Source organism: Flavobacterium cryoconiti (assembly GCF_048158645.1).
Taxonomy (GTDB): domain Bacteria; phylum Bacteroidota; class Bacteroidia; order Flavobacteriales; family Flavobacteriaceae; genus Flavobacterium; species Flavobacterium cryoconiti.
The window spans coordinates 291,014-313,414 of the sequence record NZ_JBLNKW010000002.1 but is presented as its reverse complement, the minus strand read 5'-3'; the positions used below and the strand labels follow the sequence as shown (position 1 = coordinate 313,414).

The following is a 22,401-nucleotide window of genomic DNA, read 5'->3' as shown; positions in this document are numbered from 1 at the left end:
ATAAATCATAAATATTGTTTAATATTTTATCTCTTTAAGCTAAAATGTCCTTTTGCTTCTCTACCGTCTTCTAATTTTAGAGTATACCAATAATCGTCTGCGGGTAAAAGAAAACCATTAAAAGTTCCATCCCATCCTTGATTTGAAGTGTTTATTTGTTTGAGAAGTTTTCCATAACGATCAAAAATATAAATAATAGAATTTTTATTGAAACTTACATTTACTCCTTTTACATTCCAATAATCATTTTGGCCATCACCATTGGGTGTGAAAAATTTAGGAACTCCAATTACTGCTACTGATTGACTAACGATTCCGCAGCCATTTTTATCATTAATGTATATTTCATGAATTCCGGCTGATACATTATCGAAGAAATTAGATTCTTGAAAAGGTCCAAAAGAAGCATCCATACTATATTCGTATTGTCCTTGTCCAGTTATATTTATAGTTATAGAATTTGAATCGGATAAATCAACTATATCAATGTTAGCAATTTTAGCAACATCCGAAGCAGTAACTTTTATTGTTCGTATTCTGCTACAACCTGCTAATGAGCTAACTTCAACTGTATAATCACCTTCTTGATTTACATTCAATGTTGGCGTTATGTCATTTGGTAAAATAACTCCATCTTTCTTCCAAACATAAGTATAATTACTTGTTGGTGAGCCATCTTGAATTCCAGAATCTAGTTTTACAAAAAAAGTGGGAAGGTTAGAACATACCAATTCATTTTCTTCAAAATCTTCGTTTGTATCAATATTAGGTTTTGGATTTACTTTTAATGTAATTCGGGGACTTAAACCATAACAGGCATTATCAGCGGTACTTTCTACACGAACCCAAATTTTTTGTTCATTTGGATAACCTTCATTTGTATAGTTTGTAGAATTTGTAATTTCATCGCTTTCTGACAAAGCGTCTGCTTCATTTTTGTAATATTTTACAGAATATAAAGAACTTGGTATAGGAAGAATTGACAGTATATCATTTGTTACGCTACTAAAATCAAAAGTAGAAATTCCATCAGTATCATCATTGGTAATGGCTAAGTCATCACAATTTGAAAAAGTACGACTGAATGTGGCTGGAATTTGAGTAGTAGAAACTACTAATGTAATTTGAACTGTATTAAAGCATCCGTTTGTATTTTCTACTCTGGCCCAAATAGTCATACTGCCAGCAGTTGTATTTTTAAAAGCTAAAGGGTTTGAAATTAAATTTGCAGTATCACCTGCTTGAGCTCCTAAAAGTGTGGTGTAATAGGTGAAAGCCTCAGAGGCAAAATTAGATGAGATGACATTGTTTTTTACCGTTAAATTAAAATTAGAAAAGCCGTCAGTATCATCGTCACATTGAACAATTGTGGCTGTATTAATTATTGGTAAGGCATAAACTGTTAAAGTAGTCTCTGCAGAAATTAAGCCACAAGAATTACCATTTTTTTCCAGTTTTACTCTGTATTTATATCCGTTCATTGCATTCGTAACACTTTTTATTGAAAGAGTATTGGTTGTAACACCATTGTAAATGGTATTATTTGAAATGGTACTCCATGTATTTCCATCAGTTGAAAGTTGCCATTGGTATGTATTTCCATCATTATCAAGTACTGTAATTGTTGTGTTTTGTAATTCACATGCAGGCTTTGCTTGCGGTTGTGTAATGATTTCAATTGGTGCAGCAATAATGTAATTGTTATTTGGAGTACTATATCCTACACCGCTTGTAACTTTACCATTTGTATTGACTGTAACGGGATTACTGCCTAATATTCCATCATTATTGGGGTCATTAAAACCAGCCTCAAAAACATCAAAACAAATGTCATTATCACTGTCCAAATCGATGTAATTAAAATTCCCGTCTAAATCAGTATCAGTGATAGTATAATTTAATTTACCGCTATCAGGACTCGTTTCAAGTCCGTCAAATAAACCATTGGATCCAAAAGAAACTGGCAAACCATCTATAATTCCATCTTTATTGGTATCAATAGCATTACTTCCTGATTCGATCAAATCATAAATGCCATCATTGTCACTGTCTAAATCATGTAAATCATATACAACAGGAAATATATTAAAAATATCATTGTCGGTATTAATTCGTATTAGTCCAGGTTCGAAAACATTGTCTAATCCATTTTTATTAGAATCAGTCCCTGAAAAAACTTTAAAACCTTTTCCTTGAGCTTCAATAGTATCAGGAATTCCATCATTATCGCTATCTAGGTCAAATAAATCAGGTATTGTGTCAGAATCTGAATCAAAGTTTTCGGTATGACTAATCATGAATATTGCTTTATTGACGCTTGTATCGGATAGATTAGTATGGGTAAATGTAACCGAATTAGTAAGATAAGATGAAAACTGGAAGCTACCCAAACCTGGAGTTAATGGTATTGTGCTTTTTAATCGAAAACGGATTTCGAAAGAAGAGAATTCAGTCACTCCACTTTCATAAATCCCATCATAATTAGTATCTACTAGCAATTGATTTTGCGGATCTGTCAACGTAATAGTTTTATTTTCTGGAACTTGTAAAATAAAATCTCCCTCAGCATTTAAGTATTCGGAAACAGCTGTAATTTGGTTTGAATTATCCTGAGCTATATAATTAATGCTAATACTTTCTGGTTTTGTCAGGTTTAAAGTGTATGAAACTGAATTTGTTATTCCAGCTGGAACTTGTGATACAAATCCATATAATGGTTTTCCTGTTATAGTTCCACTTCCGGTTATAGTAGCATTATAATCAGAACTTATAATCGTATTTGACTGATTTAATAAGGAGATGTTGGCTTCAAGAGCATTTGTTATGCCATCATTATCCAAATCAATATCAATGTTATTATTAGTCCCGTCATTATCTGAATCTAATGGACAATCACTTACTGGAATTTTATCCGAAAAAATAGGAATTATACTTGGACAGCCCACAATGCTTCCTTTTACTTGGTAATAGCCCGGTTGAGTAGGAGTATATGAATTTAAATTTGCACCATTAATTGGATTATTATTAAAATACCATTGAAAGGTATCATAAGACGATAAAGTACTGATTTTTAACTTTACATTTGGAATGCATGCGGAATTGGACACTAAAATTTTATCAGTAACAATTTCCGGTTTAGTATCAAAACCGGAATAATAGCCACCATAGGTTGCAGCTCCATTAGTTCCAAAATAAGAAACATAGAGTTGCCTGTTGGATTTTACTGCAATATTTCCCACCAGATTGTTTTCAGTATATCTTACATAATTGGGATTGCCAACAACAGCAACTGGTAGACTAACTATTGGGTTATTATTTATGGTTACTGTTGCTCCAGTCTCAGTAACGATATTTAAACCGCCATCATAAAATGTATTTCCTATAGATTCAATAGATGGAATGTTGTCAACAATACTAGGTGTTGCACAGTTTAATGGTGGTACAAAAAAAAGATTCTGATTAGCGGGAGATGCGGATCCTCCAATGCTTTGATAAGCAAAAACATTTTCAGAAGTAGAAATGTATAAATTTCCATTAGTAAATTTACTTCCATCAATATCGGCATATTCCCCTTTGTTAATCGTTTTAAAAAGAGTGGTGCCGTCAATGAAAACTTTGGTATTATCTACGTTTGCAATCAATAAAACACGTTCTAATTCATCAGTTCCAATTCCTTTGACAAAGATGTATTCCTTTCCGGTCTTTTCGAAAGGGACAATTTGGTCAAAGCCTACATCTCTTCCGGCTGGATTTCCTTGTGCGTTTAGACTTGTACTGTTGCTACCTGCAAATGAACCGGAATTGACAACTATAGGCTTATCCGATTCTACTAAGGCTCCAATCATTTTGGAACTATTAGAAACAGTATTGTCGTAATTTTCTAAAGCTAAAATATAACTTTCATTTTTGTTTAAAGTAACTATTATTGGCCCAGTAATAGTAGTGCCATTTGACAGTACCGTACCAATAGGAATATTTGAAATAGTGACTTTTGTACTGTTTTCTGTCGATAGAATGGATGCGAAATTTAATACAGTACTGTCATAAAGAGGATTTAACATAGCCCCTAATCGAAACGTTTTTCCTAGAGCGCTATTTCCTTTAGATACTAATCCTCCTGCATGAACATATGCATTTGGGTTAGGGCCTGAATTGACTCTTACACTTGCATAAATTAAATCTTCAGCTTCAATTACATAGCCTTTGTTTGTTAAAATTCCGATAGTTGTTTTTGGAGTGAATAGTTGGGTGTTATCTCCTTGTCCAATAGAGTAAATATATGGATTACTGTTATTTACAACGCCTGTTATTATACTGCCTCCATTTGCCATAATTTTGAAATTGACATCTGTACTGCTTGGAGTAGAAATATAGATATAATGATCACCTGCCAAATTTGTTCCACAGGTTATAGGTGGGATGTAATGTGTTTTACTAAATTGGGCAACGCAAGTAATGGATAGGAAAGTAAAAAAAAGGAGTACTATTCTTTTCATTTTATAAAAATAAGAAATTAAGATTTATCTTTTTAATGTAAAATGTCCTTTTATTATTCTTCCATCTTCAAAGGTTAAGTTAAACCAATAATCATCTGAGGGTAATGTATATCCATTGAAAGTGCCATTCCAACCAGAACTTGTTGAACTAAGTTCTTTTAATAATTTACCATAACGGTCGAAAATCGTTATTTTAGATTTTGGTAACAAATTTAGATTTTTAATTTCCCAAATATCATTAAATCCATCTCCGTTTGGAGTGAAATAACGAGGGTAATCTAAAACATAAATTTTAAATGGATTGGATAAACCGCAACCATTTTTATCTCGGGCATAAACTAAATAATCTCCCGGAGCAACTGCGTTGAATAACGGATTATCTTGAAAAAAGGATCCATCAAGTGAAAATTCATAATTACCAACTCCAGTATATTCAATCAATACTGAATTTTCATTTCCATCAAAATCATTTATTGTAGCCCCGGTTATTGTAGCTATTCCAGATGCTGCTACTTCAAAAGTCTTTGTTGCAATACAACCATTTGGATTAGTAACTTTTACCGAATAGTTGCCAGATGTAGTAACATTAATTGAATTTGTAGTTGCTCCCGTGTTCCATAAATAACTTGAAAATCCAGTATTAATAACTAAGTTTATTGAACTCCCGTTGCATAATACGGCTTTCTCATTTTGAAAGTTTGGTGGATTAAAAGTATTAACTATAAGTTTTTCCGGAGTGATTGCATAACAATCAGAACCATTTACAATTCTGGCATAAATAATTTGTTGGTTTGCAACAGTATTATTAAAAACGTTTGACAAAGGATTTTTTTGTGCAATAGCGTCAGTTGTATTCAAATAATATTCAACAATTAATCCGGCAGGTAATCCATTCAAAACTTGTGGTGTTACTTGTGCATTTAAATCAAAATGATACAAACCATCTTGAGTACTATCACCATCGCAGGTCGAAATTGGATTTTGAGGGGCAATACTATTGTTTGAAATTTGAAGAGTAACTTTGGCATAGTTCGCACAACCAAAAGAATTTGTAGTTCTGGCAAAGACTATTTGGTTTATTGCCTTATTTTGATAACTTGTTGAATTCGCAATTGGATTAAGTTGCGTTTGAGCATCAACTAAAGATTCATAATACACAATAGTACTTAAGTTAGGATTATTATTTTTTACCAAAGTATCAACTCTGGTTAAATCAAAAATTGAAATCCCATCATTATTGTCATCGCACTGTGAAAGTGTAGTGTCATTCAAAATAATTTGTGGTGTATATTCTATTCTTATTTCATCGGTTGCCATACAAGTTGTAGGGGACAAGGTAACTTCAACTTTGTAGTTGCCTGTATCAGTAATGGTAAGGGACGGATTAGTTTCGCCTATTATTTCATTAGAATCTTTAAACCATTTGTAGCTATAGCTGGCAGGTAGATTAGTATTAATAGTATAGCTTTTGCCAAAACAAATTGGGTTATTCGTTGCTAAGAGTTGATCAGGTCCTAAATCTATTTTTGGAGAAAAACTACCTGCCTTTAGAAAAACAGCGGAGTCATAATATTCATTACTATCATCAGCAATTACTAATTTTATGTGATAAGTTGTTCCTGCTATGACATTTGTTTGAGCATTCAGGACTATTGTTTGTGCACTATAATTCGTGGGACTTGTTGCTGAGCTGTATCCACCAAAATAGTTTTCGTTTTTTGCTGGGCAACCACCGCCTACGCCAAATGGTAAAATAAGAGGATGAACATTTTGTGATGAAACAGGGGTAGAAGTGCCGGCAAGAACAGCTAAATTTTGATAATTGATTGCGCTCCCTTTTTCTTTTATTAAAAATGCAAATCCATCAGAATAACGACATGGGAAATCATCTTGGTATTCATTGGAAGCAAATATATAATCGAAACTTATGAAATTAGTTAGTGGTGTAAAATCGAATTCTAAGACTGTTGCATTTACCGTTTTAATACCTAATTCTTTATCTAAATCAGTATCACCTGACCAAGCAGGATCCCCTCCTCCTTTAGTTCTTACAAACGGGCCTATTGAATTTTGACTGCTCCAAGTACTTAAAAGCACACCTTCAGTAAACGGAAAACTACCTCCTTCATTATTAAAATAGCCATAACTATTTTGCCCAGCAGTAAATGTATCTCCAGTTGCAATTGGGTTTGAAATGTTAGCACAAGAACTATTTACTAAAACATTCTCAACAAGTTGTTGCGCTGTATAAGAGTCATTTACAGATATAGATTGCGCCGTTGAACTAAATATAGAGCAACGAATAAAAATATAAAATAAGATTATTTTTATACATTTCATAGCACTGTAAAGATACTACAAATCTCTATTTTTTAATAAGCGATAGGATAAGAATGTAAAAATGAAAGTCCAGCATAAAACGATTATTATTGAGGAGAAATGAACACCGTAATCTTTACCGTTTTCTATTCCAATTTGGTTTCCAATAGACTTAATGATTGATAATCTGGAGAATGGTTCCACAATTAAATTAGACATGGATTCCAGTGGAAAAAATTGTGTTATATACGATGCTTTATCGCTATCCGGAAATATTTTAAAAGTTAAAATTCCTTTGGCAATACCTTCAATAATATTCCAAACTAAAAGAAAACCAAGAGCAAATGCAGAACGTTTTACTAATATTCCTAAAAATAAGCAGAAAGAGAAAAATCCAATTAACTTTATAAAATAGGCCAAAATATATTCTAAATCAGAGAAAACAATGCCGATTTCAGTATATGAGGAAAAGCTAAATCCTAAAATTAATGACATTATAAACACAAAAACGGTTGATACTGCAGCAAATAAAATTATGGTCAAAAATTTTGACATAATAAATTCTTTTTTACTCATTCCGTCTATCAGATTTTGTTTTAATGTCCCGTAACTGTATTCGTTTGCCATCATTGATACAATAACAATCGCTAGGAATAATTTTAAAATAGCGGCAATATAGGTATTGAAATGCCAAATGAAAGGGAAATTAAAAATACCCATTTCGGCAAGATGAAGTTTGAAAATTCCAAGGTCAAATTTGATAGAAGCAATTAATGCAATAAAGGTTAGTAAAATAAAATAAGTCAAAGTCAATACTCGGCTTGCTTTATTTTTCCATATTTTTTGTAGTTCTATTGAGAGAAGTCGTTTCATTAGTTTAGTTTTTGATAGTTGATTTAGCGTTATTTGTTAATTCTAAAAATTGCTCTTCCAAGCTGTTTTTTCGCTTAACCAAATGATTTAATACAATGTTTTTTTCGAAAAGAAATTGATTTAATTCCCTTGCTTCCCAATCATGTTTTAAATAAACTAAAACTTTTCCACCCTCATTTACAACATTTTTCACGGCAGGATGAGTCTTTAAAATGAATGCCAGATTTTCATTATCATCAGCTTGTAACTCAAAAAATCCTTCATTGGTAGACATACCGCCAACTAACCCAGAATATAAAATTTCGCCTTTTCTTAAAACTAGTGCATGTGTACATACTTTTTCTACTTCATCCAATAAATGAGAAGCCAGTAAAATGGTAGTTCCTTTTGCCGCAATATGTTTGATTATATCTCGAATTTGATGAATTCCTTGTGGATCTAAACCATTCGTTGGTTCATCAAGAATTAAAATCTCCGGATCATTCAGTAGGGCAGAAGCTATCGCTAAACGTTGTTTCATCCCAAGAGAAAAAGTACTGAATTTACTGTCTTGTCGGTCTATTAAACCTACTAATTCCAGCTTTTCATTTACTTTAGTATAATTGATACCTTTTATTCTGCAAACCAATTCTAAGTTTTCTTTTGCCGTCATATACGGATAGAAATTAGGCCTTTCTATTATGGCTCCCACTTTTTTTAGCGCTTCATGGGTTTGCATAGTGCCACCAAACCAGCTATATTCTCCAGAAGTTTTATTAACAACATTCAAAACAATCCCTAATGTTGTTGATTTTCCGCTACCGTTTGGACCAAGAATTCCATAAACATTACCTTTATATATGTCAAATGAAACGTCTTTTAAGGCTTGTAGACTGCCATAACGCTTGTTAAGATTTTTGATAGAGAGTATAATTTCCAAAGTGTCTTTTTTTAAGTTTTATATAGGACGAACAAGGGTGTTATTTGTTACTATTAAACGGGAATTAGTTTATTTTATCAATTAAAGTGCAAATTTTATTTAATTTTTCAGCAGTAATAGGTTTCATAATAAAGTCTTTTACTATGCTGTATTTTTTAGCCATTTCAATATCAAACGGATCAATTGAAGATGTGATCATGAAAATTGAAATTTTTTTCTTTATTTGTAACTGAATAAATTCATCTAAAAACTGCCATCCATCCATGATAGGCATATTCAAATCAAGTAAAATTACATCTGGCAGTTTTTCATTTTGATCGTAATTTTGTTTTAGCTTATCTAATGCAAATTGAGGATTGTAGAATGGATCAATTTCTTCACAAAACTTGTTTTTAGAAATAATAATACTCATTAGTTTAACTGATATCTTATCGTCGTCAATGATATAAATCAATTTATTTTTCATTTAAAAACACTTTAAAAAGGGATCCAGAACCAACTTCACTTTCTATTTCAATTTTACCATCCATGGCCTCAAGTTGGCTTTTAGTTATAAATAATCCAATTCCTTTGGCATCTTCATTTCCATGAAAAGTTTTATACATTCCGAAAATTTTGTGACCATTTTTCTTTAAATCTAATCCTAATCCATTGTCTTTGAAAGTTATAATTGTAAAATTTTTGTTTATTTCATAACCAATTTCTAAAATAGCGTTGCGTTGTGGAGATTTATATTTTATTGCATTGGTAAATAGATTGAGTAAAATACTATCTAAATAAGCTGGGATTACATTGACAGTTAAATCATCAGGAATGGAATGGGTTATTGTTATCTGACTTTCTTTGATAACCAAACTCAATGATTTTTTTGTTTTTTCGATTTCGTCTTTTAAACGAATCGTTGTCTTTTCAATATTAGTTTTTTGCTGAATAGTTATAATTTCATTTAAATATTCTATTGTTTCTGATAGCTTTTCGGTTCCTTCTTTAAATAAATCAAAATAGGAAAGTTTCTCAGTAATATCATCTGTATTTTCAATTACATCGACAACCATAGATAAATTACTGGTATGGGAACGAATATTATGTGAAACAATATGGGTAAAGTTATATAGCTTATTATTTTGTTGGCTGGTGACTTCTAATAAATGTTTAAGTTCAATCTCTTTTTCAATTCTAAGTGTAACATCTCGACCAACTCCAACAAAATTTATAAAATTATTTTGACTATCAAAAACGGTAGTAATATTCAATTCAAACCAGTACTTTTCTTTTTTCTTATTGTAATTCAGAATAATAATTTTTATACTTTCTTTATTCCTAATTGCTTCCCGCATAGTAGCAGTGGCCTGTATATTTGTTTCAGGTCCCTTTGATAAATACCCAGGTTTCTGACCAATAACTTCATTCATGTCTAAGCCTGTCAAATCTAAATAGGCTTGATTTGCCCATATTGCCTCTCCCTTTGGATTCGCAATTACAATAGTATCAGTAGTTTCTGAAGCAGCTAGGGATAACAGTTTTAGTTTTTGTTCAATATTTTTCCTTTCGCTAATATCTCTGATGAAACAGACTAAATAGGTGATTTGATTTACCTGAAATTTTTTGCCTGAAGCAATTTCTACAGGTATTGATTCGCCATATTTAGATTTTATATAGGTTTCATTTACTACATAATCATCCTTAGTTAAATTATAAGTTAGAAAAATCCGGACTTGTTTTTTATATTCTAAAGGGAATAATTCCGAATTATGCAAGCCTATTAATTCAGAACATTCGTAACCGGTAAGTGAAGTAGTTCGGGGGTTACAATCTGTTATGATTCCATTAGAAGTGTCAATGATAATAATTGAATCATTGGCACTAGAGAAAATAGAAGAAAATTTTTCAACGTTTAATTGAAGTTCGTTGATTAAATTTTGCTCTTTTGTGATGTCTTGAAAAGTACCTAATAATTGAGTTGTTTTTCCGTCAATCAATTCAACTTGACAGATACATTCTATATGTTTAATATTATTTTTAGCAGTGATGATTTGAAATTTATCTTCAAAAGATATTCCTTCATTGATAGCCTTATCAATTAATAATCTAATTTTCTCTCTATTTTCACCCTCAGTATAGAAATTAATTCCATTTCCATTTATTGGCTTGAAATCTTCGGGAACTTCTAGAATATCTTTTGTGACAGCATCCCAGTAAACATTATCAGTTAGTAAGTTCAGTTTCCATACACCAATCTTTGCCGATTGTGCAGCTTTTAAATATAGCTCAGGTATATTTGTCATAGTAGGTATTAATTTAATCTATTGAGGGGGAGTCAAATATATAGTAAATATGTTGGGTTAGCATTCTTTTTAACATAAAAATGGAAGTTTGATTTCCTTTTTGGAGTATTTTTTTAATATGTTTAAAGAGAATGTAAAAAATGCTTATTTTAAAAAAAGCCTTTTCAAATCATTAAAACGGCTAAAGCAATAACGTTTTTTTCTTGATGTAATGGTATTGTATAAATGGTTTTAGAAATTCCTTCATAACAATAAAAACTATCATAAGTAGGGAGTTGAAGAAGTTCGTAATTAGGATATTTTAAACTCTAATTTATCGTAATTTTGCATTAAATATTTTTCGAATGAGCGAGCCAATAATGCTTTTTAAAAAACCATCTTATCCCATAAATAATTCACTTTTGGATTATTTGGAACGGTTTGATCGAATTTCAAAAGTGCCTATTTTCTATGATGATTTGTTGCGTTTTTCCGGTTCTATAAATGTGTATGATAAAAACGATCAGGATACTTTGTGGATTCGGGTGTATTATAATGAATTTGAACGAAAAGAGATTGATTTGACTTTGATGAAAATCTATTCCCTTTTACATTCTGATGGTAATTTGGGAATTATTAAATTTCTGAATGTGGATTCAATCGATTATTGCACTTTTGGAAATTCAAAGCCTTTTCGAATCAAAGTCAGAAACATTCTCAATGATAATTACACTCATTTTTATGTCAAGAAAGCGGATGCTTCCCGAGTTTATGGACTGGAACTGGAACACATTTTGTCTCCTGATAAAATAAATTTTTTAGTATACAAAGACACTTTAATCGAAGAGCATATTATGGGAATTGCCGGAGATGTCTTCATTAAAACACTTCTCGCTGATTGTACCGAAACCGAAAAGTCTCAAATCGCAAAAGAATTTGTGAAGTTCAACGAGCGCTGTATGATTCGATTATTAGGGGATATGCGTTCTTATAATTATGTAATTATACCCATTCACGATTTTGATCAGGTAGTCTATAGAATTCGTGCAATTGATTTTGACCAACAATGCTTTGAAGGAAATTTTAAAGTGTATCGTCCACAGTTTTTTAAAGAAAATTATCCGATGGTAAAGTTGGTTAAAGATAAACTGCAACATAGTTCCATTGAGCAGTATAAAGATGAAGAACGAGCCGTTTTAGCTAAAAGGATTCATTCTGCCGAAAATCGTATTAAAAGGTTGTTGCAAATCATGGGTTCTGATGTTATTTCGACAGATGAACATTTGAATCAGTTGAAATTAGAACTGTATAGTTATACCAATGATTTGAATTTTAAAAAAGCAAAATCTATGGGGAATGTAATGAGTGCAGCTTTTGAATTTATTACCAGAAACTTTAAAAATACTAATTTATTCAATACTGGATTTTAGTCTTTTTATAAATTTATACTACAATGGGTTTAAAAAATTATATTTCGGTCGTAATTGCTTTTATTTTTTTATCCTGCCAACAGGATTCAAATTCATTAACTACGCTTTATTCTTTGCCTAAAAAGTTAAAAGAAGTTTCTGGAATTACCTATTTTCCAACAAACAATTTGCTTTGGACACTAGAAGACAGCGGGAATGCAAATTCAATTTATGGATTAAATTCCAATGGTGATATAGTTAAAAATATAACCATCGAAAACACAGAAAATATTGATTGGGAAGATATTTCAAAAGACAAGGATGGGAATTTATACATTGGTGATTTTGGTAACAATGATAATTTGCGTAAGGATTTGTGTATTTATAAAATCGATAAAAATTCATTAGGTAACGAAAGTACAACGCCAGTTTCCAAAATTTCATTTGCTTATCCGGAACAAAAAGATTTTCCACCCAAAAAAACAGCAATGTTCTATGATGTTGAAGGTTTCTTTGAGTTTAAAAATAATTTCTATCTGTTTACCAAAAATCGAAGTAAAGGTTTTGATGGAACTTCCTATTTGTATAAAGTACCAAATGCAGTAGGTTTTCATCAAGCAGAATTTATGGGAGAATTCAAGACATGCGGAGATTATAATCATTGTGCAATAACAAGTGCAAGCATAAGTCCGGATGAATCGAAAGTAGTTGTTTTAAGCCATGACAAGATCTGGATATTCGAGAATTTTACGGGAGATAATTTCCTCAACGGAATTAAAACAGAATTGTATTTAAACCACTTTTCTCAAAAAGAAGCTATTTGCTTTAAGGATAATGAAACTTTGATTATTGCAGATGAAAAAACAAAGAAAATAGGAGGAAAGGTCTATGAAGTTTCTCTCAAAAAACTAAAATCCAAATCCTAAACCAAAAGCAATACGAGCTTCTTCATCGGCACTTTTGAAATAAGTGATTCTTGCCGTAATTACATTCAATCCATTGAGCCATAATCCCCCACCAAAAGATTGATGCCATTTATCTGAATTTTCACCATTGACCCAAACACGACCATAATCAAAACCGCCTAAAATCCCGTAAGACATGGGAATAACACTTCGTTTTATTTTTCCCAAATTCCATCGAATATCACTACTTTGATAAAAAGACTGCTTTCCTAAGAAGCGCTCGTTTCTATATCCTCTTAAATCATAATCGCCTCCTAATGTGGCGCCTTGATAGAATTCGAAATTGTTGTTTAATAGTATTTTTGATTTTAAAATTGTTGCCAAAATGACTTTTCCATTAGCATCAATTTTATGATTAAAATTGATTTTACTTTCTAATGTAGGGAAATTTCTTTGTGCATCGTTCGTATTCATTTTCCAACTTCCAGCTACTGAAAATCCAAACCCCATAGTTGGAAATGAAGGAATGTCATAATTTTCAAAACTGTATTTAACGGTAGCTCCTGCAAATTGTTGGCTACCAAAAACATTAGGATTTACAACTCCTGGTATATTTATAAAACGATTATTAGTTTCTTCGACACTGATTTTTTCAAAAGTAGTAGAAAAACTAATTTCACTTCCATATTTTCCTATTTTCTTAACGGATGGTGTTACTTTTAGTGTTCGAAGACGAACCCGATTGTAATTCATTCCAAACGTTTCATCATTGTTTATGGTCTCATTTCCAGAACCGAAATAATTAATGGTAAAATTAGGGCTTGTGAATTTTGATTCTAAATCCAAATCCCATTTGCCTAAAGCTTTAGGGAAAGAGCCGTTGTAAATGAGCTCATATCCATTGGTTGCAAAAAAATAATTGGCTTTAAGAACATGTTTTTGAGTGTATGGATTCTGATTAAATTTATTTACGGTATAATTTGCAATGAAGCCTAATTTTACTCCGTCATCAGGATTATAACCACCAAAAGGCAATCCTGAAAATGCGTTGTATTTGGGCTTTTCATAATCGTAAAGATTAGTTTCATAATCATCTGTCAAAACAGTTTTAGTTTTAGAATCTAAAGCATATGTGTTCTCTTTTGATTTAAAATCATATATTTTTATTTTCTTTCCGTTTTCTATAGTATAAGAATCAATGTTTTGTCCGCCAATCAATCGAATATTTATGTTCGCTTTTGCGTTGCCTTTTACTTCAAAAAAATCATCATCATCCAAGCCATAAATCCAAATGTTTTTGGTTGTACCAGCTGTAAAATTTTTGGTGTAAACCAATTCTTCTTCATTTTTTTTGATGCGATAAACGGCAATCTCAAGATTGTTTTTTGCTTTATGGGTAATTATAAATTTGTCTTTTTTATCAGTACCAACAATCAAAACTGTTTTTTGAAGCACTTTGTAATATTCCGAGGCATAGCGTTGTAATTGCGTTTTCCTAACTTTCAATTTCTGTTTAATACTTTTGATAGTTTCATCCTGAACGGCTGCTGGCAAATTATTAAAAGCGTTATCAATGTCGGCTTCAGATAGATTTTCCTGAATGAATTTAGCTTGGTTAATCCAGTCGTTTTCATTAGCTGTTTTTAATAAAGCAATATCTTGTGGATACGGTTCGCGGTTGAACCATTTCACGTTTCGGATTGCCTCCTTAAAAGTTTGCATGTGGCGCAAAGCGGGCATATTCATTAAGAGCGAAAGCAGCGCTCCATCGTATTTAGAAAAAGCTTGATCTCTATCTCTGGGAATGGGTTTGTAAACTATTTTTTCACCGTCTTTATATTCTCCCCAACGCCACTGGTCACTATGTCTATCCCAATCACCAATAAGCATATCAAACAATCTGGCTTTGATATAAGCAGTTTCATCCACAGTATATTTCTCGTCTTTGCGCAGATTTTTTAATAAATCATCCGTTCCAATAATTGCATTTGGCTTACCAAAGGTGGCCAAGTCTTTCTGATTATCAGTAGGACGCTCCTCCACCATATACAATTCATCTCCAAAATCAGTATTGAAACCTTTTAAAGCCTTGTGTTTTGGGATGTAATATAATATTGGATTGGTATGGGCAAGACCAATTTTTTCTGCTAAATTACCCACTGCAAATGGAGTATAAGGATGTGAAGTGGTGTAGAAGTCAAATAAAAAGTTCTCTGCATAGGTATCTTCAAATTCGTTTACAACAAATTGATCCTTGAACGCTACAGCTTGCAGAAAACGGGACGCACTTTTCTTTAGGGCGCGCATCACATACTCTTTTCCATTTTTATCAACTAATTGCAATGATTTAGATTGGTGTCCACCTCCGGCTCTTTTGGGTTTTAATCCACTAAAAAGGGTATCAATTGTAGTGGTTTGAACCGTTATTGGAGTACTGTATTGTTTTCTATAATGTTGCCCAAAGAGAAACTTATAAAATCCATTTTTATGGGTTTGTTTTTCAGAGTAAATTGCAGCAGTGGTCATTTTTGGAAATGAAGAAGGGAATATCTGGTTGTAATTCTCTTTCGAATTTAAAACTGAATGTTCAAAAAGTAATTTTTCGATGTTTTTTTCATTCCCATAAAATAAGACTTTTGCAGAACCATTTTGATAAATATTTAATGCTGCGAAGCCATTTCCGCCATAAGAGAAATCAGTAGGAAAAACGGTCTTTGCTGCCTCTGATTTTGAACCGGCACCACTAATAATCTGCTTAATATTGTCCTTGTCAATATATTGTAAATTATGATCGTGCCCAGAAACTACAATAACATTATCCTGACTTTGAATCAATGTTTTTATTCTTTTTACAAAAAGGGTATATTGTTTGTTTTGAATGTCTTGTGGACTCATTCCCGACGTTTTTCGTATCAAATTAATTAAAGAACCAACAACTGGCAACGGGATTTTTTCTTCTAATGGGAAAAGTTGTTTTTCTAATGAAAATTGTCCACCATGAGTTCCATTACTCAACAACGGATGATGAAGTGCCAGTACCACTGTTTTGTCCTGATTTTTATTTAGAATGTTTTCTAGTTCTAAAAAAAAATCTTCTCTTGTTTTGATATTACAGTCATCATTTATAGTTGGGCTTTTATCCCAATCTTCTAGAAACCATTGGCTGTCAATAGTGATTAGTGTCAGGTTTTTATTTATTTCTAAATCATCAATTCCACATCCTTTTCTGGGTAAAAATGATTTTTTATCGTTGAGATAATCCGTTACAAATTTAGCTTGTCGGTCTAATCCTTTCATACCGCTGTACCAATCATGATTTCCTGGTATGAAAATGGTTTTGCCTTTGAAGTTTTTAGAGAGTTTTAGTTGATTTGTTAGCTTGTTTTCAGCAATAATTCGTTCATTTGGATGGTCAGTATTGGGTAATCCTTTTGGATAAATATTGTCGCCTAGAAATAATAGAGTAGTATTTTCGGTAGCTTTTTTCAATTGATTAGCCAGTAAACCAAGTGTTTGCTGTGTTCTTTCTTCATTTGCATTACCCGCATCGCCTACTAAAAAAAAAGTATGCACAATTTTTGAAGTATCAGAAGCGTTTTCAGTTACAGGATCTTTTATGTTTTTTCCAAATTGCGCATGATGTGTAGCACAAGATTGTAATACCAATAATATAAGAATAAAACCGAAATTTATTTTATTCCTATTTATAAAACGATTATCCAAAAACAATTCCATAATTTAGTAGTATAATTATTTCTTATGAATCTTATAGAACAAGCCGAAGATTTTGTTGGTAAATTACTCAAAGATAAACTTTCTAATTCATATACTTACCATAATATTCATCACACACGTGAGATGGTTGCAGCAGTTTTAAAACTTGCTGAAGGTATGGGCGTAAATACTTCTGATAAAGAAATTTTGCTTATTGCTGCATGGTTTCATGATGTTGGGTATATTAATGGTTGTACAAATCACGAAGATTCCAGCAGTACTATTGCGACCCAATTTTTGAAAGAAAAAGGGAAGACAGAAGAGTATATTATAAAAATTGTCAATTTAATAAAAGCTACTGCAAAGGAATATGTGCCTCAGACTCTTCTTGAAAAAATAATTAAAGACGCGGATTATTACCATCTTTTTAGTGATGATTACATGTCCAGTTGTGAAGTTTTGAGAAAAGAATGGGAAAACACAGAGAATAAATCGTATTCTGATAAAGATTGGGCTGCTGAAAATTGGGATTTTCTAGTAAATAAGCATCGGTTTTATACTGATTTTGCATTGAAAAATTGGCAACCTTTAAAGGAGAAAAATATTAAAAGGATTCAGAAAAAAATCAATGTAACTGAAGATAAAAAGGATAAAAAATTGAAAAAAGAAGATAAAAAGAAAGAAAAAGAGGAAAAACCGGAACGTGGTATTGATACTGTTTTCAGAGTCACACTTGGTAATCATACCCGTTTGAGTGGTATTGCGGATAGTAAGGCAAATATTCTACTTTCTGTAAATGCGATTATTATTTCAATTGCACTTTCTACTATTATTCCAAAACTTGATAGCCCTAAAAATGCCCATTTAGTGATTCCAACCTTTATCATGGTAATTTCTAGTGTAATCACAATCATTTTTGCCATACTTTCTACTCGTCCAAAAGTAACAAGAGGTGTTTTTACGAAACAAGACATTGAAAATAAAAAAGTGAATCTTCTTTTCTTTGGCAATTTCTATAAAATGCCTTTGCAAGACTATGAATGGGCCATGAATGAAATGATGAAAGACAGAGATTATATTTATAATTCTATGATCAAAGATTTGTATTTTTTAGGAATAGTTTTAGAGAAAAAATACAGGCTATTAAGAATAGCCTATAATCTTTTTATGATTGGAATAGTTATTTCGGTTATTGCTTTTGTTATAGCATTCAAAATGGTTGGCGCTTAGTTTAACTCGTCCAGTAAATCTTGATAGGAATATTTTTCAGTAATTTGTTCTTTATTGTAATTGATTACTTTTACTCTAATGGCTCTTAGACCGGAAACACCTTGTAATTCTTCGACTTCAAATTGCTCGATTGTTGGCTCCAATATTTTTTTGAATTGTAAAAATTTTATGTAATTCAAATATTCTGTTTCTTCCTGATTATGAGAATATACAATCGTGATTTTTTCTTTTTGGGTAATTCTTTCTTTGGTTCCTTTAATATTGGCTTTGTCAATGCGTTTTTTTACAACTTCATAACGGGCATTATAGGTTCCATCAACATCAAAACGTTTTTCATCCATTCTAAATCGAATAGTAATAGGAGAACTGAATACTAAAATTAACGAGGTTACATCTAGCTCATAAGGCAATGAAGATTTGAGTAAATGATGTTCTAATTCCATTTCGCATAAAGTCTGTAATTGCCATAATCTTAAATTATGAAGGTACATACTGTCAAAAACTTTAGTTGGGGCAATTGAAGCACCTATATAAAGATTGTGTTCTACACCATCCGTTTTGAATCTTTCGTAGTAATGAGGATAAATATTTTGAGCTTCAACTTGCTTTTTATCTAAAATAGAAGCTAGTTTTTTATTGATAATTGACATTGCATTATCGAATTTTTTTCTGGAATGATAAAACATTCCCGTTTTTTCATCCAGTTTTTTAAAATAATTTTCAACTAAAACTTGGCATTCATTATCCATTTTAGAATTATTTAAAATAGGATGGATTTCAGTTTCAATATAACGTTGAATTTGTTGTTCCGTATCTGCTTTCAAAGGAGAATTTAATTCCGTAAAAAACGATTGTAATTCAAATTTTCGTTGCTCCAATAATACAAGATTTGTATTTGATTTTAGACTTTCAAAAATTTCAAGGAGTGTTTTTAGTTGCTTTCTCAAATCCTCTTTTACGGTCTCATTCCTATGTTCAGACGAGCCTTTAATATCGATTTGACCATACAAAGGATACACTTCCTTAAAAGCAATTTCTTTGAAAATATAGTCTTTATTAGGATTGTTAGTTTGAAAATACTTCTGGGCTTCTCTTCTAAATTTCCAATAAATACTTGGGTGAATTGTAGTGTATTCTCTTTGAATGATAGCTTCTATTTGGTGTTGCATATCATTTTTATAACGCTCCAATGTATCTACTAAATAAGGTAAAATTAAATCCAGATTGTTTGCATTTATACTGTTAAGTTCTCTAGGTTTAGCCGAAACTAATTCTATAATACCTAAAAGTTTATCGTTTTTTATTACAGGAGCAAGAATACAGCTTTGGATATTTAGTTTTAAAAAATGTTCGCCTAGTTTTTCATTTCCGGGTGTTGTAGCAAATTTTTTAACGTTTGAAATTACAAAAGGTTTATTTTGTTCTAAAATATTTTCCAATGAGCAACCAAAAAGGGCGTTTTTACAATCGGCTTCCGGCAGGTCATTAAGAATAAAACTGCCTATTTTTTTGTCATCATAAGGAGGTTTTACAAACTTTTCATCTTCTTCATTATAAATGATTAAACCAATTTTTAAATCTGATATTTTGAAAATTGAACGAAAAATGGTTTCAAAATTTTGATTGCTATCGGCTCGTTCGTTTTCTGATTTTAAAAGATTACTTTTTAAATTAGAAATGGCACTTTCAATGGAAGCATCAAATAGCGATACAATACCAAAACCTTTTAAAATCCAGCTTTCATTAGGGAATTTTTCTTTCCATAAATCAATATTATCATAATTATCCATCAATAAATCGATGTCTTCTGGAGTTAATGTTATCGCTTTATCAGTAGGAATAATTTCCATAAAATCGGCATTATATAGAATTCTGTAATGTTTCATGATTCCATTTGCATCTGGAATATCATAAAATAAAGGTTTGTTGAAATCAAAATGCTGATTATAGAATGTGTTCAAAATCAAAATGCAATTCAGGATATAGAATTGATTGCCATCAAAATCCCGGATAGCCATGTCAAAAGTTGCTCCGGCATTATGAAGTATTTTTTTGAATCTTTCGCTATAATTAAAAGTAAAATTTTGAAAAGGAATAGTAACTGCTTTAATTTCATTATTTGTCAAAGCAGTAGGGAATAGGTCAGCTAATAAATATTTTATCAGTGTTTCGTTATTATGAATCAAATTAAAATCCTCAATTCCAGTTCTAAATTGTGGGAAAGGCTCTATTTCTTTCAATAAAGCTTTAGCATAATTAGAGCGATAATCGACATTGGTTGCCGCAATTCCCTCTAATGTTTCAATGAGTTTATGAAACGAAATCAAGGTCTTGAATGGGCTTTCTTTGAAAAAATGATAATCCATCGGATAGTTTATTTAGAATACAAAATTACTGATAAACGAAATTGGATGGACTAATTTTAAGTTCTTTTTTTAAGAAGTATGTAGTATGATTTTAATAAGTCAAATTTTAGTATTCTTTAAGAGATTTATGAAAATTATTCAATAGAAATGCTATTGTATTTTAATAATTTTTGTTGGTTATTTTTTTGTCTCAATATCATTATAGATTTTATTAATAAGAGGATTAGCATCTTTTCAAGGTTTTAGTAGGTTAGTAATCTGTTGTAATTTAATTCTTGAAAACTTTTATTTAATGAAATTGACTTTAATAAAAAACTACTGATTTATAGCTTTTAAATAAAAAACAATTGTGTTAAAGAGCATGAACTCTTTTTTTATAAAAGCCAATCAATGTTTCATTTATTTCTTTTAGTTCTGGAGTAAGAAATGTTTTCTGTCCATTTTCATCGTTAGTTAATTCAAGATTGCAAACAGTACATTTAAATTCTTTGAAATGATTTGTAACATTTCTAGTTGTAATAATTCTATGCCCAAACAATGAACACAAAATGTTTTTCTTCAGAAATTTTCCTTTGATTTCAATTGTGTTCATATATTTGAGTATTAAGATTTGGGGAATTAAACTTAATTAATAATCGCTTAAATATCAAATAAAATCGATTAAATGCATTATATGTTAATAAAAACATAAAATTTCTTACAATTTAAATAAATAATAATTCTTTTTTGTCTTGTAAAGTCAAAAAAAATTCCCAATCACTTTCGCAATTGGGAATTGAATATTTAAGTAGATAACTGTAAACTAACTCTTCTCTTCTTTATTGAAATAAACTAAGTAATAGTACATCTGTTTTTCTTCATCCCAACCTTTTTCTACAAATTTCTCTGCGCTTTCAGGATTGATGAAATCCATTTTTATTTGGATATGTGTATCTAAATTGATTACGTTTTTAATAGACTTTCTAGCATCAGAAACCGCTGCATTGGCAATAGGAAATGAGGTTACATCTTCAATGCTGTATTTCTCTCCTTTGTCTATTTTATAATTCTTGAATTCTGGAATCAAATCCGGGTTGTCTAAAACTTCATTTAAGAAATTTGTTTCTTCGAATTGATCATTTTTGGCAAAATAATTCACGGAACGATTCATAAACATCACTTCTTCTTTCTTGTCTTCGGCAGGGAAAACAACGTCTTTGGCAAAGTTCTGACAGAATTTTAAATATTTTTTGGTAATGAAGTTTTCATCCTCAAAAGCATCTACTGAAAGGAAATGTTCCAGCCAATATCTTGCATCGTAACGGTTGCTGTCTACCGTCAGGATTTTGTATCCTTCTTCTTTTTTATAATTAAAGATTAAGCAACCTTTGTCTAATTTGTTTAGACTTACACCTTGTTGTAATATCATTTCCAAGTGTGTTTCCTTTTCCTCAAATTGTAAAAAGTCAGCTTGTATCTCACTTTTGAAGATCCCTATGGCGTCTACCACATTATTATCAATACTAACATTTGTTAAATACGTAACATATACCTCTCCATTCTTGATGTGCGGATGATTGGATTGCTCAAATAAGTGTTTCGTAATTTTTTTTGAAGTTTCATGAATCGTACTTGGATTTTCAAAAATTTCCGTTGCAAATTTGAACATGTCATTATAATCCAAATCGATTTCATGGGCGAATTGAAAATAGTTTTCTTCTTTTTCTCTAAAGGGTTTAAAGAAAAATTCTTTCATCAAGGGTACAATTTCATCATTTAAATTAAACGGTTGCTCTGATAAAAAAAGGGCTTCGTTTCTACTTTTATTACCAACTCTATGAATTGATAAGTTTTCGATATGGGTATTATATAAGTTGATCATGTTTTGGATAAGGTTCTAAGTAGTTGAGGTTCTCAGGTGCTAAGG

Annotated in this window: 13 protein-coding genes; 3 read left to right on the top strand and 10 right to left on the bottom strand. The window is 31.2% G+C overall.

Features of this window, described 5'->3' with window-relative positions:
* Positions 1-26 precede the first annotated feature (26 nt).
* The 6 genes from ACM55H_RS04290 to ACM55H_RS04265 form a co-directional block, all read right to left on the bottom strand.
* The gene (locus tag ACM55H_RS04290; RefSeq protein ID WP_416835329.1) at positions 27-4,496 is read right to left on the bottom strand and encodes a T9SS type B sorting domain-containing protein; all 4,470 of its coding nucleotides are present in this window, start codon (positions 4,494-4,496) and stop codon (positions 27-29) included.
* A 24-nt stretch (positions 4,497-4,520) separates the two neighbouring features.
* Positions 4,521-6,836 carry a T9SS type B sorting domain-containing protein gene (locus ACM55H_RS04285; protein WP_416835328.1) on the bottom strand — a complete coding sequence of 772 codons (2,316 nt, stop codon included), beginning with the start codon at positions 6,834-6,836 and terminating at the stop codon, positions 4,521-4,523.
* A gap of 15 nt (positions 6,837-6,851) precedes the next feature.
* The gene (locus tag ACM55H_RS04280) at positions 6,852-7,688 is read right to left on the bottom strand and encodes an ABC transporter permease (RefSeq protein WP_416835327.1); all 837 of its coding nucleotides are present in this window, start codon (positions 7,686-7,688) and stop codon (positions 6,852-6,854) included.
* Positions 7,689-7,692: 4 nt separating this feature from the next.
* Positions 7,693-8,607, bottom strand: coding sequence for an ABC transporter ATP-binding protein (locus ACM55H_RS04275; protein WP_416835326.1), 915 nt, complete (start codon positions 8,605-8,607; stop codon positions 7,693-7,695).
* A 64-nt stretch (positions 8,608-8,671) separates the two neighbouring features.
* The gene (locus tag ACM55H_RS04270; protein WP_416835325.1) at positions 8,672-9,073 is read right to left on the bottom strand and encodes a response regulator; all 402 of its coding nucleotides are present in this window, start codon (positions 9,071-9,073) and stop codon (positions 8,672-8,674) included.
* Positions 9,063-10,892 carry a sensor histidine kinase gene (locus tag ACM55H_RS04265; RefSeq protein WP_416835324.1) on the bottom strand — a complete coding sequence of 610 codons (1,830 nt, stop codon included), beginning with the start codon at positions 10,890-10,892 and terminating at the stop codon, positions 9,063-9,065. The genes ACM55H_RS04270 and ACM55H_RS04265 overlap by 11 nt, the downstream gene beginning before the upstream one ends.
* A 344-nt stretch (positions 10,893-11,236) precedes the next feature.
* Between ACM55H_RS04265 and ACM55H_RS04260 the strand changes: the two genes are divergently transcribed.
* Together ACM55H_RS04260 and ACM55H_RS04255 are read left to right on the top strand one after the other, a co-directional pair.
* Complete coding sequence (locus ACM55H_RS04260) at positions 11,237-12,301, top strand: hypothetical protein (RefSeq protein ID WP_416835323.1); 1,065 nt, start codon at positions 11,237-11,239, stop codon at positions 12,299-12,301.
* 23 nt (positions 12,302-12,324) lie between these two features.
* Positions 12,325-13,206 carry an SdiA-regulated domain-containing protein gene (locus ACM55H_RS04255; protein WP_416835322.1) on the top strand — a complete coding sequence of 294 codons (882 nt, stop codon included), beginning with the start codon at positions 12,325-12,327 and terminating at the stop codon, positions 13,204-13,206.
* On the opposite strand, the gene ACM55H_RS04250 is transcribed toward ACM55H_RS04255, so the two are convergent.
* A complete protein-coding gene (locus tag ACM55H_RS04250; protein WP_416835321.1) occupies positions 13,189-16,920 on the bottom strand; it encodes a metallophosphoesterase in 3,732 nt (1,243 codons plus the stop codon). The two genes, ACM55H_RS04255 and ACM55H_RS04250, sit on opposite strands and share 18 nt — an antisense overlap.
* A gap of 24 nt (positions 16,921-16,944) precedes the next feature.
* On the opposite strand from ACM55H_RS04250, the gene ACM55H_RS04245 reads away from it, so the two are divergent.
* Positions 16,945-18,129 (top strand): Pycsar system effector family protein, encoded by a 1,185-nt coding sequence (locus tag ACM55H_RS04245; protein ID WP_416835320.1) that lies wholly within the window; start codon positions 16,945-16,947, stop codon positions 18,127-18,129.
* Here the strand turns inward: ACM55H_RS04245 and ACM55H_RS04240 are convergent.
* The 3 genes from ACM55H_RS04240 to ACM55H_RS04230 all read right to left on the bottom strand — a co-directional run bounded on the left by ACM55H_RS04240 (position 18,126) and on the right by ACM55H_RS04230 (position 22,356).
* Positions 18,126-20,495, bottom strand: coding sequence for a GAF domain-containing protein (locus ACM55H_RS04240; protein ID WP_416835319.1), 2,370 nt, complete (start codon positions 20,493-20,495; stop codon positions 18,126-18,128). The two genes, ACM55H_RS04245 and ACM55H_RS04240, sit on opposite strands and share 4 nt — an antisense overlap.
* A 352-nt stretch (positions 20,496-20,847) precedes the next feature.
* Entirely contained in the window at positions 20,848-21,087 is a 240-nt protein-coding gene (locus ACM55H_RS04235; protein WP_416835318.1) for a hypothetical protein, read from the bottom strand.
* 210 nt (positions 21,088-21,297) lie between these two features.
* Entirely contained in the window at positions 21,298-22,356 is a 1,059-nt protein-coding gene (locus ACM55H_RS04230; RefSeq protein WP_416835317.1) for a nucleoid-associated protein, read from the bottom strand.
* Positions 22,357-22,401 lie beyond the last annotated feature (45 nt).

Bases quoted from the DNA above. Each gene is read 5' to 3' on its own strand.
- ACM55H_RS04235 (WP_416835318.1), bottom strand. From the start codon at position 21,087: ATGAACACAATTGAAATCAAAGGAAAATTTCTGAAGAAAAACATTTTG.
- ACM55H_RS04245 (WP_416835320.1), top strand. From the start codon at position 16,945: ATGAATCTTATAGAACAAGCCGAAGATTTTGTTGGTAAATTACTCAAA.
- ACM55H_RS04290 (WP_416835329.1), bottom strand. From the start codon at position 4,496: ATGAAAAGAATAGTACTCCTTTTTTTTACTTTCCTATCCATTACTTGC.
- ACM55H_RS04255 (WP_416835322.1), top strand. From the start codon at position 12,325: ATGGGTTTAAAAAATTATATTTCGGTCGTAATTGCTTTTATTTTTTTA.
- ACM55H_RS04260 (WP_416835323.1), top strand. From the start codon at position 11,237: ATGAGCGAGCCAATAATGCTTTTTAAAAAACCATCTTATCCCATAAAT.
- ACM55H_RS04280 (WP_416835327.1), bottom strand. From the start codon at position 7,688: ATGAAACGACTTCTCTCAATAGAACTACAAAAAATATGGAAAAATAAA.
- ACM55H_RS04240 (WP_416835319.1), bottom strand. From the start codon at position 20,495: ATGGATTATCATTTTTTCAAAGAAAGCCCATTCAAGACCTTGATTTCG.
- ACM55H_RS04270 (WP_416835325.1), bottom strand. From the start codon at position 9,073: ATGAAAAATAAATTGATTTATATCATTGACGACGATAAGATATCAGTT.
- ACM55H_RS04250 (WP_416835321.1), bottom strand. From the start codon at position 16,920: ATGGAATTGTTTTTGGATAATCGTTTTATAAATAGGAATAAAATAAAT.
- ACM55H_RS04230 (WP_416835317.1), bottom strand. From the start codon at position 22,356: ATGATCAACTTATATAATACCCATATCGAAAACTTATCAATTCATAGA.
- ACM55H_RS04265 (WP_416835324.1), bottom strand. From the start codon at position 10,892: ATGACAAATATACCTGAGCTATATTTAAAAGCTGCACAATCGGCAAAG.
- ACM55H_RS04285 (WP_416835328.1), bottom strand. From the start codon at position 6,836: ATGAAATGTATAAAAATAATCTTATTTTATATTTTTATTCGTTGCTCT.